The organism is Gordonibacter sp. RACS_AR68 (genome assembly GCF_030418485.1).
GTDB classification, from domain to species: domain Bacteria; phylum Actinomycetota; class Coriobacteriia; order Coriobacteriales; family Eggerthellaceae; genus Gordonibacter; species Gordonibacter urolithinfaciens.
In genome coordinates this window covers 925,304-940,028 of record NZ_JAIPUP010000001.1, presented here as the reverse complement: position 1 = coordinate 940,028, position 14,725 = coordinate 925,304, and the positions used below count along the sequence as shown (strand labels likewise).

13 protein-coding genes are annotated in these 14,725 nt (G+C 67.7%); 2 read left to right on the top strand and 11 right to left on the bottom strand.

The genetic code is table 11. The annotated features are described in order from the left end of the window. Positions 1-5: 5 nt before the first annotated feature. From K9U15_RS04020 to K9U15_RS03970, 11 genes are all read right to left on the bottom strand, one after another. On the bottom strand, positions 6-659 hold the full coding sequence (locus K9U15_RS04020) for an HAD family hydrolase (protein WP_015538968.1): 654 nt from the start codon (positions 657-659) through the stop codon (positions 6-8). Next, positions 659-2,416 (bottom strand): proline--tRNA ligase, encoded by a 1,758-nt coding sequence (locus K9U15_RS04015; RefSeq protein ID WP_278853098.1) that lies wholly within the window; start codon positions 2,414-2,416, stop codon positions 659-661. Before K9U15_RS04015 ends, K9U15_RS04020 begins: the two co-directional genes overlap by 1 nt. Next, positions 2,413-3,480, bottom strand: a complete 1,068-nt coding sequence (gene ispG / locus K9U15_RS04010) for a flavodoxin-dependent (E)-4-hydroxy-3-methylbut-2-enyl-diphosphate synthase (protein WP_096227215.1) — start codon at positions 3,478-3,480, stop codon at positions 2,413-2,415. Before ispG ends, K9U15_RS04015 begins: the two co-directional genes overlap by 4 nt. A 684-nt stretch (positions 3,481-4,164) precedes the next feature. After that, the gene (locus K9U15_RS04005; RefSeq protein WP_123673756.1) at positions 4,165-5,271 is read right to left on the bottom strand and encodes a site-2 protease family protein; all 1,107 of its coding nucleotides are present in this window, start codon (positions 5,269-5,271) and stop codon (positions 4,165-4,167) included. Between the two features lie 259 nt (positions 5,272-5,530). Further along, positions 5,531-6,244, bottom strand: coding sequence for a hypothetical protein (locus tag K9U15_RS04000; protein ID WP_301155633.1), 714 nt, complete (start codon positions 6,242-6,244; stop codon positions 5,531-5,533). A gap of 44 nt (positions 6,245-6,288) precedes the next feature. Then, positions 6,289-7,569 carry a 1-deoxy-D-xylulose-5-phosphate reductoisomerase gene (dxr, locus tag K9U15_RS03995; RefSeq protein WP_301155632.1) on the bottom strand — a complete coding sequence of 427 codons (1,281 nt, stop codon included), beginning with the start codon at positions 7,567-7,569 and terminating at the stop codon, positions 6,289-6,291. Positions 7,570-7,593: 24 nt separating this feature from the next. Next, positions 7,594-8,514, bottom strand: a complete 921-nt coding sequence (locus tag K9U15_RS03990; protein ID WP_087191405.1) for a phosphatidate cytidylyltransferase — start codon at positions 8,512-8,514, stop codon at positions 7,594-7,596. 1 nt (position 8,515) lies between these two features. After that, positions 8,516-9,295 (bottom strand): isoprenyl transferase, encoded by a 780-nt coding sequence (locus K9U15_RS03985; protein WP_096227219.1) that lies wholly within the window; start codon positions 9,293-9,295, stop codon positions 8,516-8,518. Positions 9,296-9,515: 220 nt separating this feature from the next. Then, on the bottom strand, positions 9,516-10,073 hold the full coding sequence (gene frr, locus K9U15_RS03980; RefSeq protein ID WP_123673762.1) for a ribosome recycling factor: 558 nt from the start codon (positions 10,071-10,073) through the stop codon (positions 9,516-9,518). A 75-nt stretch (positions 10,074-10,148) separates the two neighbouring features. Next, entirely contained in the window at positions 10,149-10,928 is a 780-nt protein-coding gene (pyrH, locus tag K9U15_RS03975) for a UMP kinase (protein ID WP_154270384.1), read from the bottom strand. 142 nt (positions 10,929-11,070) lie between these two features. Beyond that, entirely contained in the window at positions 11,071-12,516 is a 1,446-nt protein-coding gene (locus tag K9U15_RS03970; RefSeq protein WP_301155631.1) for a trypsin-like peptidase domain-containing protein, read from the bottom strand. 256 nt (positions 12,517-12,772) lie between these two features. Between K9U15_RS03970 and K9U15_RS03965 the strand changes: the two genes are divergently transcribed. Continuing rightward, positions 12,773-13,291 carry a D-alanyl-D-alanine carboxypeptidase gene (locus K9U15_RS03965; protein WP_087191430.1) on the top strand — a complete coding sequence of 173 codons (519 nt, stop codon included), beginning with the start codon at positions 12,773-12,775 and terminating at the stop codon, positions 13,289-13,291. Positions 13,292-13,450: 159 nt separating this feature from the next. Beyond that, entirely contained in the window at positions 13,451-14,638 is a 1,188-nt protein-coding gene (locus tag K9U15_RS03960; RefSeq protein WP_096227221.1) for an iron-containing alcohol dehydrogenase, read from the top strand. Positions 14,639-14,725 lie beyond the last annotated feature (87 nt).

Below are 14,725 nucleotides of genomic sequence, written 5' to 3'. Positions count from 1 at the left end.
CTGGCCTAGAGCAGGCACCCGCGGAGCTCTTCCACGTTGCGGCATGCGACCTCCGGCTTTTCCGCCAGCAGCACCTCTTCGGGGAACATGCCCCACAGGACCGCGGCGGTGGGGCAGCCGGCGCCGCGCCCAGCCTGGAGGTCGAAGGGACTGTCGCCCACGTACGCGCACTCCTCGGGGCGCAGGCCCAGCTGGCGGCAGCCCTGGAGGACCGGGCCGGGATCGGGCTTGTGGGCAGCGCAGTCGTCGGAGCCTATGAGCAGGTCGAACGCGCCGTCCAAGCCGAACGTGGCCAGGCCGCGCACGGCAGCCTCGTGGCGCTTCGAGGTCACCACGCCGAAGGGCAGCCCCGTCTCCCGCAGGTCAGCCAGCAGCTCGGGCACGCCGGGGAAGATGCGGATGAGGTCGTCGTGCACGCGGGCGTTGTAGTCGCGGTAGACGGCGAGCAGCTCGTCGTGCACCTCCTGGTCGTCCGTGAAGTCCCACATCTGCACTGTGAGCGGCTGGCCCACCTTGGCCATGAGCAGCTCGTCGGGCATGCTCTTCCCCAGCACCGTCTCCACGGCATGGCGGAACGAAACCAAAATCAGGCGTTGGGTATCGAGCAGGGTGCCGTCCAGGTCGAACAGCACCCCGCGTACGTCCGGGAAGGAGCTCATCAGGCGAACAATCCGCCGAACAGGTCGACCTCGGAGCCCCACACCTTCGTGTTGCGCTGCGCGAACGCCACCGCGTCGGTGAGCGCCATGAGCGAGATGTCGCGGCGCGCGCCCGTCTTGCGGTGCTTGATCTCCACCTTGCCCTCGGCGAGGCCGCGCTTGCCCACCACGACCTGCAGCGGCCAGCCCACGAGGTCGGCGTCGGCGAACTTCACGCCGGCACGCTCCTTGCGGTCGTCGATGACCACTTCCAGGCCGAGCTTCGCCAGGTCGCCGGCCAGCTTCTCGGCCGCTGGCTGCACCTCGTCGTCACCCACGGTTAGCGGCAGCACGCACACGTGCGCCGGCGCCACCGAGAAGGGCCACGCGATGCCGTTCTCGTCGTTGTGCTGCTCCACGATGGCCGCCATGGTGCGCGACACGCCCACGCCGTAGCAGCCCATGAGGAACGGCTGCTCGGAACCGTCTTCCGCCATGAACGTGGCGCCCATGGCCTTCGAGTACTTGTCGCCCAGCTGGAACACCTGCGACACCTCGATGCCGCGCGCGCCCTCCAGCGGCAGGCCGCACTTCGGGCAGCTGTCTCCGGGCTGCACGATGCAGAGGTCGGCCCACTCGTCCACCTTGAAGTCCACGCCCAGCTGGGCGCCCACGTAGTGGTAGCCGTCCTCGTTCGCGCCCACGACCCACTTCGGCACGGCCTGCAGACTGCGCGCCGCGATGACGCGCGCGCCCTCGGGCAGGCCGACCGGGCCCATGGAGCCCTTGTGCAGGCCGAAGGCCTCCATGTCCTCGTCGGTGAGCAGCGTGAAGCCGCCGGCCACGCGCTCGGCCTTCAGCTCGTTCAGCTCGTGGTCGCCGGGGATGAACAGCACCACCAGGTCGCCTGCGTCGTTCTTGCCCGACAGCGCCTTCACGGTGGAGGACTCGGGGATGTCCAGGAACGCCGCCAGCTCGGCGATGGTGTGCACGCCCGGCGTGGCCACCTTCTCCATGGCCGGCACGTCGTAGACGGTCGGGCGCGCCAGGCAGTCGCCCGCCTCGGCGTTGGCCGCCCAGCCGCACGCGCAGTGCACGAGCTCGGCCTCGCCTGCCTCGGCGAGCGCCATGAACTCGCAGGTCACGCTGCCGCCGATCTGGCCGGAATCCGCCTCCACGGGACGGTAGTCCATGTCCATGCGCTCGCAGATGCGCCCGTAGGCGGCGCTCATGTCGTCGTAGGTCTTCTGCAGCGACTCCTGGCTCGCGTGGAAGCTGTAAGCGTCCTTCATGATGAACTCGCGGCTGCGCAGAAGGCCGAAGCGCGGGCGGATCTCGTCGCGGAACTTCACCTGGATCTGGTACAGCGTGAGCGGCAGCTCCTTGTAGGAGCGCAGCTCGTTGCGCACGAGGGCCGTGATAAGCTCCTCGTGGGTGGGCCCGAGGCAGAACTCGCGGTCGTGGCGGTCCACCAGGCGCATGAGCTCGGGGCCGTAGTCGTTCCAACGGCCGCTCTCGTGCCAGAGCTCGCCGGGCTGCAGCGCCGGCATCATGATCTCCTGGGAGCCGATGGCGTCCATCTCCTCGCGCACGATGCGCTCCACCTTCGCCAGCACCCGCTTGCCGAGCGGCAGGAACGTGTACACGCCCGAGGCCGTCTTGCGGATCATGCCGGCGCGCAGAAGCAGCTTGTGGCTGGCGATCTCCGCATCGGTCGGATCCTCTTTGAGCGTGGGCACGTACAGCTCGCTCATGCGCATGATATTCGCGTTCGTCATAGCTTTCCTATCTCCTCCATCAAAGCGTCCACGATGGCCTTCTCCTCCACCTTGCGGACGACGTCTCCCTTGGAAAACACCACGCCCATCCCTGCTCCGCACGCCACGCCGATGTCGGCGTCGGCAGCCTCGCCCGGGCCGTTCACCACGCAGCCCATGACGGCCACCTTGAGCGGCTTGCCCAGGTTCGCGATGCGCTCCTCCACCTGCTGCGCCAGCCCGATGAGGTCCACCTGGCAGCGCCCGCACGTGGGGCAGCTCACGAGCTCCGGCGCGCGGCGGCGCAAATCGAGCGCCGCGAGCAGCGTCCAGCAGGCACGGACCTCCTGCACGGGGTCGTCGGTGAGCGAGATGCGCAGCGTGTCGCCGATGCCCTCTTCCAGCAAGATACCCAGGCCACAGGCGCTTTTGATGACGCCCTGGAACAGGGTGCCGGCCTCCGTCACGCCGATGTGCAGCGGGCACGTTGGCAGCTCGCGGGCGAGCTGGCGGTACGTGGCCACCGTGGCCATGACGTCGTGGGCCTTCGCGCTGACCACCAAATCGCGGAAGCCGCGGCCCTCGCAGTAGCGCACGTAGTCGGCGGCCGAGCGCGCGAGCTTCTGCGCGAGCGTGAGGTCAGTACGCGCGGCCAGCTCGGCGTCGAGCGAGCCGGCGTTGACCCCGATGCGGATAGGGATGCCGGCCTCCCCCGCCGCGTCGAGCACGGCGTCCGACTTGGCGAGGCCCCCGATGTTGCCGGGGTTGATGCGCAGCTTCGCCGCGCCGCGGCGCGCGGCCTCAACCGCGATATCGGCCGAGAAGTGGATGTCGGCCACCACGGGCAGCGGCGAGGCGGCGCACACGGCCTCGAACGCGTCGAGGTCGGTCTTGTGCGGGATGGCCATGCGCACGACCTCGCAGCCGGCCGCCGCCAGCGCCTCGATCTGCGCGAGGTTCGCCGCCACGTCGCCGGCCGGGGCGTTCAGCATGGACTGCACGACGACGGGCGCGCCGCCGCCGAGCGGCACGCCGCCCACCATGACCCGCCGGGTCCCCTCGTTCGGCTTCGCTGTGCCGGGCATCCGCCCCTCCGTTTCCTCAAGCGCCTCAAACCGCATGTCGGGCTATTGTACCGCCGAAAGCGGCCCGCCCGAGGTCCCTTCACGAAGTCTGCCGCAAAAACCGGCCGGAAGCGGCCGGCAAGCAACCGACAGGTGCCCAAAGCAGGTTCGAGGTGCACCGTACCGGCCCGGGCCTTGCACGGACCGTGCGAAGCGAGAACCGAAGCCGAGGCTCCGTTGCACAGTAATCACCGATTTTCTACCGATTCGAGGCAGGGACTGCCTGCGCGAACGCGCTTCGTCCGGGACTTCGGACGTTTTCCCTGCTCGCGAGGTGATGATGAAAGCGGCGTAATCCCGGGAGAGGAACAGCCCGTCGAAAACCGGTGATTACTGTGCCTTTGCGGCCCCATCCCAAGGATGCACGGAGGGCGCCTCCGGCGCGACGGGGCAAGCCGGGACCCGAAGGCCGGCCCATCGCTGCGCTGGAAGACTCGAGGGGATGCCGGAAGAACCGAGGGAATGCCGGAAGACTCGAAGGATGCTGGAAGACTCGGCGAAGCCGGGCCCAATCGCCGCAGGGACAAGATGAAGCCACGCATGCGGCCTGCTACGGCCACGCAGGCACCCGGCTTTGCAAGCGAAGACCAGGTGCCAAAAGCAAGCTGGGCGATCAGCGGGTTCCGGCGGCCCCCAGACCGCCGCTCACCAATTCCCGAACACGAACCGCTGGATGTCCTGGTTCGCCATGATCAGGAAGAATCCCAGGAACAGCAGCATGCCGGCCGCGGAGATGTAGTTGAGCGCCCGCGTTGAGACCACGCGCCGCGACACCTTCTGGAATACCTCCACCACGAAGCGCCCGCCATCGAGCGGCGGGATGGGCAGCAGGTTCATGATGCCGAGCGACACCGAGATCATGGCCGTGAAGCTCAAGATGCCCATGAGGCCCATGTCCACCGCGTCCTTCGACATCACGGCGATGCCGATGATGGAGGTGGTGTTCGACATGGTGTCCGCGGCCGTCGCCGGGTTGAACAGGCTGGCCACCAGCGCCACCACCTGGCCGATATAGGCGAAGCCGGCCTGCACGGACTGCAGCGGCGTGAGCACTGCATGGTAGAACACGCCGGTGTTCGGGCTCTGGGCCTCGAAGCCGATCACCGAGTACATGAGCACGAAAAGCAACATGGCGAACAGCAGGTTCACGAACACGCCGGCCACGAGGATGACGGAGCGCTTCCAGAACGGCAGCGCGCGGTACTGCTGGCGGTACTCGCTCTGATACAGCGCGTGCGCGTCGTCCACCGGGCGCGCCTCTCCGAGCGCATAGGACACCGGGGCCGCCTCCCCTGCCGCCGCGGCCTTGAGCTGTTTCCTCGTAGGCCTCGTTTCGACGGTGCGGTACGTGTTGTACTGGTCCTTCTTCGTGGGGCCCTTGATGCTGCCCCATTCTACCAGCTCCTCGAGCGCGTCGTACGCCTCGTCGTCGGAGATGCCGCAGTCGCGCGCGATATCCTCCATGTTGGCGGTGCCGCGGCGGTAGAGCGCGGCGAGCACCTGCTGGAGATGCGGGCTCATCTCGCCCGCCTCCATGCCGCACACCTTCGCGTACCCGCCGAGCGGCACGGCCGTCACGCCGAACCGCGTGCCGCCCCGCGTGAAGCCGATGCTCGGTCCCGGCAGGCCCAGCATGAACTCAGTCACTCGCACGCCGAACGCGCGCGCAGCCAGATAGTGCCCGCCCTCGTGGATGAACACGAGGAACCCGAGCAGGATCGTGGCGTATACGATCATAAGAACTATATCCATGAACTCGAGTCCTTTCGAGCGCGAGGTTGGGAAAGCCAGCGCGGTTTCCCGCGCCTGCGCCCATTATAGGAAACGGGAACCCGCCCGAACCGATGTGCGGGAAAAACCTACAAGCCCTGTGGAAAATGCACACGAGAAGCCGGCTGCAGCAGGCCGGACGACGGCGGGTCGGGCAGCGACAGGCCAGGTTGCAGCAGGCCGGACGGCGAATCGGGCGGCGGCAGGCCGGCGGCGAGCCGCACGGTGACCGGCGTTTTCTCTAGCGTACCTCGAGGCTGGCGAGGATGTCGTCCCAAAACGCGGGGTCGTCGTCGTATTCGTGCTGGTAGAACCCACAGTATACGAAACCCACCGTGTCCCCGTCGATTTCTGCAAAGCAGGATCTCGTGACGAACCCATCGTTTTCGTAGGGCACGACGGTATCCCAGATCAAGCCGCGGCACCCGTCCAAGACCACAAGCTGCGGCTCGAGGTAGACGCGTTTTCGAAGGTTCTCCAGAAACGAAGACCACATGGCAGCCTGCGCATCCGAGGTTTTCGGATCACGCAATCTCTCTTCCAGCGCATCGGCCGCCTTGCGCGCCTCCTCCTGCGCCTTCTCGGTATAGCCCCGCAGATCGTCGAAGCTCATCCCTGTGAACTCCCCCACGTAGAACCCGTGGGAGAAGCTGTCATCGCCCACCACCTTCTGCGAACCGGCGATCTCCCTGCCCATCATGTTCGAAGTCCCGGGCTCCATCTCCGCGATCACCCACAGGCCGTCAGGATACCCGAGTGACGCGCGGCCTTCCGTTACCCGGTTGGGGAACTGCTTCGCGCTTTTCACCACCTGCACGAGGGGCTCTCCCGACGGCTCGGGCGCCGGGACGCCCCCTGCCACCGCAAGAAGGCCGAGCGAGACGGCGACGGCCGCACAGATCACCAGGCGGAAAGGATCCCGCCTGGTCCCACGCCCTTCTCCGGCTTCTTCCATGCCGAGCCCCTTCCCCTTCGTCCCCGCAAGAGCGCGGCCGCCCCTTACTGCGCCGCGATCCACTCCCGGGCCCTTGCGCGGGCCCAGGCGTCCACGGCCTCCAGCTGCTCCAGGCTCTCCACGGGCTGCACGTCGTGGGCGTCCATGACGGCCTCCACGCAGGCGGCTATCCCCAAGTACGTGCCCTCCTCGGCCAAGAACGCCGCCACGGCCACCTCGTTCGCAGCGTTCATGGCGCACGGCAGCGTGCCGCCGCGCTCGCCGGCCGCGCGCGCGAGCGCCAGGCAGCGGAACGTGCCGGTGTCGGGCGCGGCGAACTCGAGCGAGCCCAGCTTCGTGAAGTCGAGCGGCTCAACCGGCGCGTCCCAGCGCTCGGGGTAGCTCAACGCGAACTGGATGGGAATGCGCATGTCGGTGGTGCCGAGGTGCGCCTTCACGCTGCCGTCGGAGTACTCCACCATGGAATGGATGGCGCTCTGCGGCTGCACCACCACGCTGATGCGGTCGTAGGGCATGGCGAACAGGTGGTGCGCCTCGATGACCTCGAGCCCCTTGTTCATGAGCGTGGACGAGTCGATGGATATCTTCGCTCCCATGTTCCACGTGGGGTGCGCGAGCGCCTGGGCGGGCGTGATGGCGGCGAGCTCGGCGCGCGTGCGGCCGCGGAACGGGCCGCCCGACGCCGTCACCCACAGGCGCGCCACCTCGCGCGCGTCCTCGCCCAAGAGGCATTGGTAGATAGCGCCGTGCTCCGAGTCGATGGGCATGAGCGCTCCGGCGGGCCCGACGGCGGGCGCCGCGCCGGCTGCGCGGCGCTGCGCGTCCACCTGCGCGGCCAGCGGCATGATGAGGTCGCCGCCCACCACAAGCGACTCCTTGTTGGCCAGCGCGAGCACCTTGCCGGCGCGCAGCGTCTCGTAGCTGGCACGCAACCCGGCCGCGCCCACGAGCGCGTTCACCACGATGTCGGCCTCCGGCAGCCGCACGAGGTCGGCCACGGCCTGCGCACCGAACCCGAGCGAGCCCTCGCCGCCCGCGCTGCGGCGCGCCACGGCCTCGGCAAGCGACGACGGCGCATCCGCCGCCGGCAGCGCGCCGCCGCGCGCCTGCGCGGCCAGCTCGTCGGCCACCGGCTCGCCTGCCAGGCGTCCGTCTCCCACGGCCAGGTGGCGCACGCCGAACTCCCGTGCCTGCGCCAGCAGCTCCTCCGCGCGCGTGCCCGCGGCGAGCGCCACCACCTCCAGCTTGTCGGCATGGCGGCGCGCCACGTCGAGCGTCTGCGTGCCGATGGAGCCGGTCGACCCCAGTACGACGATGCGTTTCATACGTGCCTCCTAGAGCAGCGGAGCCTAATACGGTATGCAGCCTCCTGCCACCAGCAAGATGGCCGAAGTCACGGCCACCAGGAACAGCGAGTCGCAACGGTCGAGCAGGCCGCCGTGCCCCGGCATGATGGTGCCGGAGTCCTTGAAGCCGGAGTTGCGCTTGATGCGGCTCTCGGCCAGATCGCCGAGCACGCCCATGAGACCGCTCGCCAAGCCGAACAGGATGGCCTGCGGGATGGACATGGTCACACCGGGCACGAGCGTCATCAGGCACCAGAAAACCGCGGAGCCCGCGAGCCCGGCGAAGAAGCCCTCCCAGCTCTTCTTCGGGGAGGTGCGCGGGGCCAGCTTGTGCTTGCCGAACTTGCTTCCCACCAAGTAGGCGAACGAGTCGTTGGCCCATACGCTCAAGAGGATGCCCAGCACCAGCACGCCGCCCCATGGCGCCGGCAGCGCCTCGCGCACCACGATGATGCCCGATAGCAGCATGCCGCAGTACGCGGCGCCGAAGAAGCTCACGCCCACGTCGGGCACGCGCGCCCGCATCCAGAACACGTACCACACGATAAGCGCCAAGAGCAGCGCCAGGCTCACGTACAGCGCCCCGTCCAACCCGAGGAAGAACACGCTCACGGGATACAGCATGGCGGCGATGATGCCCAGCATCTCGTTCGGCAGCTTCGCGTCCTGGCGCAGCATGTAGTAGAACTCCCCGGCCGTGATGCCGGCCATGGCCACGAGCAGCGCGAGCGTGGTCCACTCGCTGGCCAGCACGCACACCACGGACACGACGATGTAGACGAACCCGGTGCGGAAACGCACCTGGAAGTTCGTGGGGTTCTTCAGCTTCTTCGGCGTCTTGTCCTGTGCGAAGTCCTTGAGCCGCTCCTTGCGCGTGCGGTCGTCCTCTTCCGGAACCGCCTCGTCGGCCCGCCGCGGCTCCATCCTACTTCACCGCCCCGAACCGGCGGTCGCGCCCCTGGAACTCCAAGAGCGCCCGCAGGAGCTCGTAGCGGTCGAAGTCGGGCCACAGCACGTCGGTGCACACGAACTCGGAATAGGCGATCTGCCACAGCAGGAAGTTCGACACGCGCATCTCGCCGCTCGTGCGGATGAGCAGGTCGGGGTCGGGGATGTCCGCCGTGTACAAGTGCCGGGCGAACGACTCCTCGGTGAGCTCCTCGGGCGCGCGGCCGGCGCGCGCCGCGGCATGGGCCTCGTCCATGAGCGATCGCATGGCGTCCAGCATCTCCACGCGGCCGCCGTAGTTCACGGCCACCACGAGCGTCATGCCGTCGTTGTCCTTCGTCTTCTCCCACGCCTTCGCGAACGCGTCGCGCGTCTTCTTCGGCAGCTCGTCGGTGCGCCCGATGGTCATCACGCGCACGTGCTCCTCGTGCAGGCCGTCCACCTCGGCAAGCATCGTGGTGGCGAACAGGTTCATGAGGCCGATGACCTCGTCCTGCGGCCGCTTCCAGTTCTCGGACGAGAACGAGTAGATGGTGAGGTAGCGCACGCCCACGTCCGACGCGCAGCGGATGGTCTCGCGCACCGCCTCGATGCCGGCCTTGTGGCCGAACAGGCGGTTCTTGCCGCGCTCCTTGGCCCAGCGGCCGTTGCCATCCATGATGACGGCCACGTGCTCGGGCACCGCCGCAGGGTCGAGCCGCGTCGGATCGAGGTCGGCGGGAGGGTTCGGGAATATGTAGTCGAGCGGTTTGTTCAAGGAAGCACTGCTTTCAAGTCGCACGCCAACCGCGCAGGTTGATTCAAATCCCACAGGTTGGCGTAGTAAGTCAGCGAGAAGCGTCGAGGTGTTCGAGATCGTGGGGAAGGCGATGGCGAAGCGTACTTCGGTACGCGAGTCATCGGCTTCGCCGCGAGATCGGGCGCATCGACGCTTCGCAGCGTCGAGCAGTTCCGCGGGCCGGAGGCCCGCGGAACCCCTAGATTTCCATCACTTCGGCTTCCTTCTTCTTGAAGGCCTCGTCCACCTGGGCCACGTACTTGTCGGTGAGCTTCTGCACCTCGGCCTGGGCGCGGCGCTCGTCGTCCTCGGGGAGGTTGTCGTCTTTCACGCAGCGATCGAGGGCGGCGTTGGCGTCCTGGCGCGCCTTGCGCACCGCGACGCGGGCCTCCTCGGCATAGCCCTTGCACTGCTTCACCAGCTCGCGGCGGCGTTCCTCGGTGAGCGAGGGGAACGGCAGGCGGATGCACGAGCCGTCGTTCGACGGCGTGACGCCCAGGTCGCTCTCCATGATGGCATGCTCGATGGCGCCCAGCACGCCTTTGTCCCACGGCTCGATGACCAGCATATGCGCGTCGGGCGTCTTGATGCCGGCCATCTGGTTCACCGGCGTGGGCACGCCGTAGTAGTCCACCTTGATGCGGTCGAGCAGCAGGGCGTTCGCCCGCCCCGTGCGCACGGAGCCGAACGCCTCGCCCAGCGACGCGAGCGCACGCTCCATGCGCTCCTCGGCCTGCAACATAATATCATCAACCATGATCGGCTCCTTTCACCCAACTCCCTGCGGTGCGGCGGCGCGCACCGATCGCCGCGCCGGGGCGCGGATGCATCTCTATTCTACCGTGGTTCCAACGTTTTCGCCCTTCAAAGCGCGCGAAATGTTGCCCTCGACCGTCAGATCGAACACGATCATGGGCATGTGGTTGTCCATGCACAGCGAGGTGGCCGTGGAGTCCATGACGTTGAGGCCCTTCGACAGCACGTCCATGTAGCTGATGCGGTCGAAGCGCTTGGCGTCCGGGTTTTTGGACGGGTCGCTGTCGTAGACGCCGTCCACCTTCGTGGCCTTCATGAGGCAGTCCACGTTGAGCTCGCAGGCGCGCAGGGCGGCCGTGGTGTCGGTGGTGAAGTAGGGGTTGCCCGTGCCGGCGGCCAGGATGACCACGCGGCCCTTCTCCAGGTGGCGCACGGCGCGGCGGCGGATGTAGGGCTCGGAAACCTCCTGCATGGTGATGGCGCTCTGCACCCGGGAGAAGATCCCGTGGCGCTCGAAGGCGTCCTGCAGGGCCAATGCGTTCATGACGGTGGCCAGCATGCCGATGTAGTCGGCCTGGGCGCGGTCCATGCCCTCGGCGCTTCCCGCCAAGCCGCGGAAGATGTTGCCGCCGCCCACGACCACGGCCACCTCCACCTCGTCCTCGACGATGTCGGCGATCTCGTCGGCCAGCGCGTCGACGACCTTCGGGTCGATGCCGTATCCCACGTCGCCCGCCAGCGCCTCGCCCGAGAGCTTCAGCAGCACGCGCGGGTACGCATACCCGCGCTCGCGCACGCGCGCCCACTTCTCAAGCTCCTCGACGTTCTCCTCCGCCTTCGCCCTGTCCTCAGCCATGACCAACCCCTTCGATGACCGTCATATGTGCATACGTTGCATCAATCTTACCCGAAAATGGAAAAGGCCGCGCAGCTCGCACGGCCTTTTCCAGGCAGTTCACGCAATGAGCAGACGGGCGGCGGGTATCCGCCCGCAACCCTTACGCCGCGTTCTCGCTGGACCCGCTGCCACCGCCGAACAGGCGCTCGAGCAGGGATTCCTGAGCGTTGTTCTGCTGGGTGGAGGCGCTCTGCGAGCTCTCGTCGGAGCCGAGCGTGACCTCGACCTCCTTCGTCTCGCCGTTGCGGTTGACCTCCAGCTTCACCTTGTCGCCGGGGTTCTTGGAGCGGACGTCCAGCATGAGGTCGCTCGCGGACTCCACCTTCTGGCCGTCGAACTTCGTGATGATGTCGCCCTCCTGCAGGCCGGCCTCGGAAGCGCCGGAGCCCGCGCTGACGGCGGCCACGTAGGCGCCCTCGTCAACCGACAGGCCGTAGCGCTGGGCGTTCTGGGCGTTAACCGTGGACAGCGACACGCCGAGCTGCGCATGGGTCGGGGTCTTGCCGTCGATGATCTGCTGCGCCAGGTTCACCGCGTAGTTCACCGGGATGGCGAAGCCGACGCCGGAGTAGTTGCCCGAGTAGGACGTGATCAGCGTGTTGATGCCGATGAGCTTGCCGTCGGCATCGACGAGCGCGCCGCCGGAGTTGCCGGGGTTGATGGCCGCGTCGGTCTGGATCATGTTCGGGTAGATGGTGGTCTCGCCGGAGCTCTGGCCGTACTGGTCGGTGCCGGCGTCCATGATCTGCGAGCGGCTCGTGGCCGACACGATGCCGGTGGCGACGGACTGCTCGAGGCCGAACGGGCTGCCGATGGTCATGACCCACTCGCCGATGATAAGGTCGTCGGAGTTGCCGATCTCGATGGCCTTGAGGCCGCTGGCGTCCTTGGCCTTGATGACCGCGATGTCGGAGCTGGGATCGCTGCCCACGACCTCGGCGTCGTAGGTCTCGCCCTCGATGGTGACCTTGTAGGCGTCGCCGCCCGCAATGACGTGGTAGTTCGTGATGATGTAGCCGTCGTCGGTGAGCACGACGCCGCTGCCGAGCGAGGCCTGCGTGAGCGTGCTGCCGGAACCGGAGTTGGAACCGCCGCCGAAGCCGTACATGCCGCCCATGTTGGACTGGTTCGCGTACACGTCGATGGCGGCCACGGAGGGCAGCGCTTTCTGGGCCACGGCCTCGGCCAGCGTCTGGTCGGATTCGGCGTCGGTGGCGTTGATGCTGCCGGAGCTCTGCGAGCCCAGCTGCGTGGACGAGCCGGAGTCGGAGCCGCCGCCCTTGTCGGCACCGGTAGCGGCCTGCCAGATGCCGAAGCCGCCCAAACCGATCACGCAGGCGAGAGCCGCGCCCGCGAACGCGAGCAGGAACGTGCGCAGGCCGTGCGACTTCTTCTCAACCGTCACCTGGCCAGGCGTGTGCTGCGGCTTGTAGGTTTGCTGGTAGTAAGGCTGCTGCCCCGTTTGGGCTGAATGCTGGGCATGCTCGTCGCCCGGAGTCGGCGGGACGGAGCCGCCGGCGGGGGTGTTGCCGTGCATATCGGTCATGTGGTTCACGCTCCTTGGGTATCGTTATGGTCGATGATCGCTTCGCTTAGGTAGGTGATGGGCCTACCATATCACGCGTGGTTCCTGATCAGGTTTCCTTCAACGCAATTGTCATCTTCGCGTCATGGAATTACACCGTTTGGTGTACAGGGCGTACATCGGCTGACGCAGGCCGCGGGGCGGGCCGCGCAAGAGATGCGAGAAGGGGCGTGCTATCATGAGAGGCATCGTCATCGAGGATGTGCAAGGAGCGCCCATGTCCGACCAAACGCCTCCGCGGCGAACCGCCGCCCAACGCCTCCAAGCGCTGTACGTACGCGTGCTGCTGCGCCTGCTGCCGCACCTGATAACGCTGCTCCGGCACGTTTCGCCGAAGATCCGCGCCGAGGTGGCCTACCTGGCGCCGGGCTATACGTTCATGCTGTCTGTGCGCGGCACCGACCTGGCCTGCACATGCCGCCGCACCGGCCGCGGCTCGTTCGAGCGCATTCCGCCCGCGCGCGTTGCCCGCGACGTCGAGCCGGGAAGCGGGCTGGCCAGCGCCGATGCGGACGCCGTGGCTGTGGACTACGTCATCGACTTCCGCTCGCCGGCCTATGCGTTCGGCTGCTTTTCGGGCGGCCTGACGCTGAAGGACGCCCTCGCGCAGCGCGCGTTCTCCACGCGCGGTCCCAACGACACGGGCGTGGCCCTCACCTATCTGTTCACGGCGCTGCTGAAGATGTTCTTCGGCTGGCGGCGCGCGTATCGCAGACCGACGGCGGCAACGCCGTAGGAGAAAGGGAGACGGTGCCCCGGAACATGCCACAGCCTCTGTTTTCGGCCGCACCTTCGCAAGCGTTCGACCTGCGTAGATGCAGCATATGACCTGCTCATGGCGCTGGACAAGAACGGAGGCTGTGGCAAGTTTTCCCGAGAAGGCGAAGGAGAAGCCGTGAAAGCATTCGAATTCTGCTGCCCCACCAAGATCATCGCGGGGTCGCACGCGCTGGACAAGCTGCCCGATGAGCTGGCCGACCGCGGCGTGGTGCATCCGCTGGTCATGACGGACGCGGGCTTGGTGAAGCTGGGCGTGGCCGCCAAGCTCACCGACGTGCTGGACGCGGCCGGCGTGGCCTACGAGGTGTTCGACCAGGTGCCGCCCGACTCGTCCATGGACGTGGTGAACGAGGTGGCGCGCCTCTACGCCGAGCGCGGCTGCGACGGGTTCGTGGCCATCGGCGGAGGCTCGGTCATCGACACCACGAAGGGCGCGGCCGCCTCGCTCGCCTGCGAGGGCGTGGACTTCGCCACGTTGCAGGGCTCGGAGATCCTGCACGCCGACCTGCCGCCGTTCATCGCCGTGCCAACTACCGCCGGCACCGGCAGCGAGGTAACGCTCGTGGCCGTGGTGGCCGACACGAAGAAGCATGCGAAGCTCTCGTTCACGTCCTACAAGCTGGTGCCGCACGCGGCCATCCTCGACCCGGCGCTCACGGCGTCGCTGCCGCCGAAGCTCACGGCCACCACCGGCATGGACGCGCTCACGCACGCCGTGGAGGCGTACACGTCCATCCAGAAGAACCCCGTGTCCGACGCGTTCGCGGTGAAGGCCATCGAGCTCATCGCGGCCAACCTGCCCACGGCCTGCCGCGACGGCGCGAACGTCGATGCGCGCACGAGCCTGGCACTCGGATCGCTCATGGCGGGGGCGGCGTTCAGCAACGCCATGGTGGGCATCGTGCACGCGCTCGGGCACTCGCTCGGCGGCCTCTGCCACATCCCGCACGGCCAGGCCATGATGATGCTCCTTCCCCACTGCGTGCGCTTCAACCTCTACCATGGCGTGCACGCCGGGCTTTACGGCGAGCTGCTGTCCCACCTGGCGCCCGCGCGCGCGGCCGAGCTGGGGCCGCAGGCGATGCCAGCCGAGCGCGACCTGGCCTTCTGCGATGCGCTGTTCGCCATGAACGAGCACTGCCACGAGCAGTACGGCGTGCCGCTCAAGCTGTCGGAGCTGGGCGTGGCGCACGACCAGCTTCCCGCCGTGGCGAGGCAGGCCCGCTACGACGGCGCCGCCCTGTACAACGAGGCCGAGATCACGCTGGACGACGCCCTCGAGATCCTGGAAGCAACGTACTAGGCAGGTTCCCCCGTAGGGCAAAGGCTCTGCCCTTGCAGTCAATAGGGGACGCCATCGCAGGTCGAGCGGCAAGGACAGAGCCCTTGC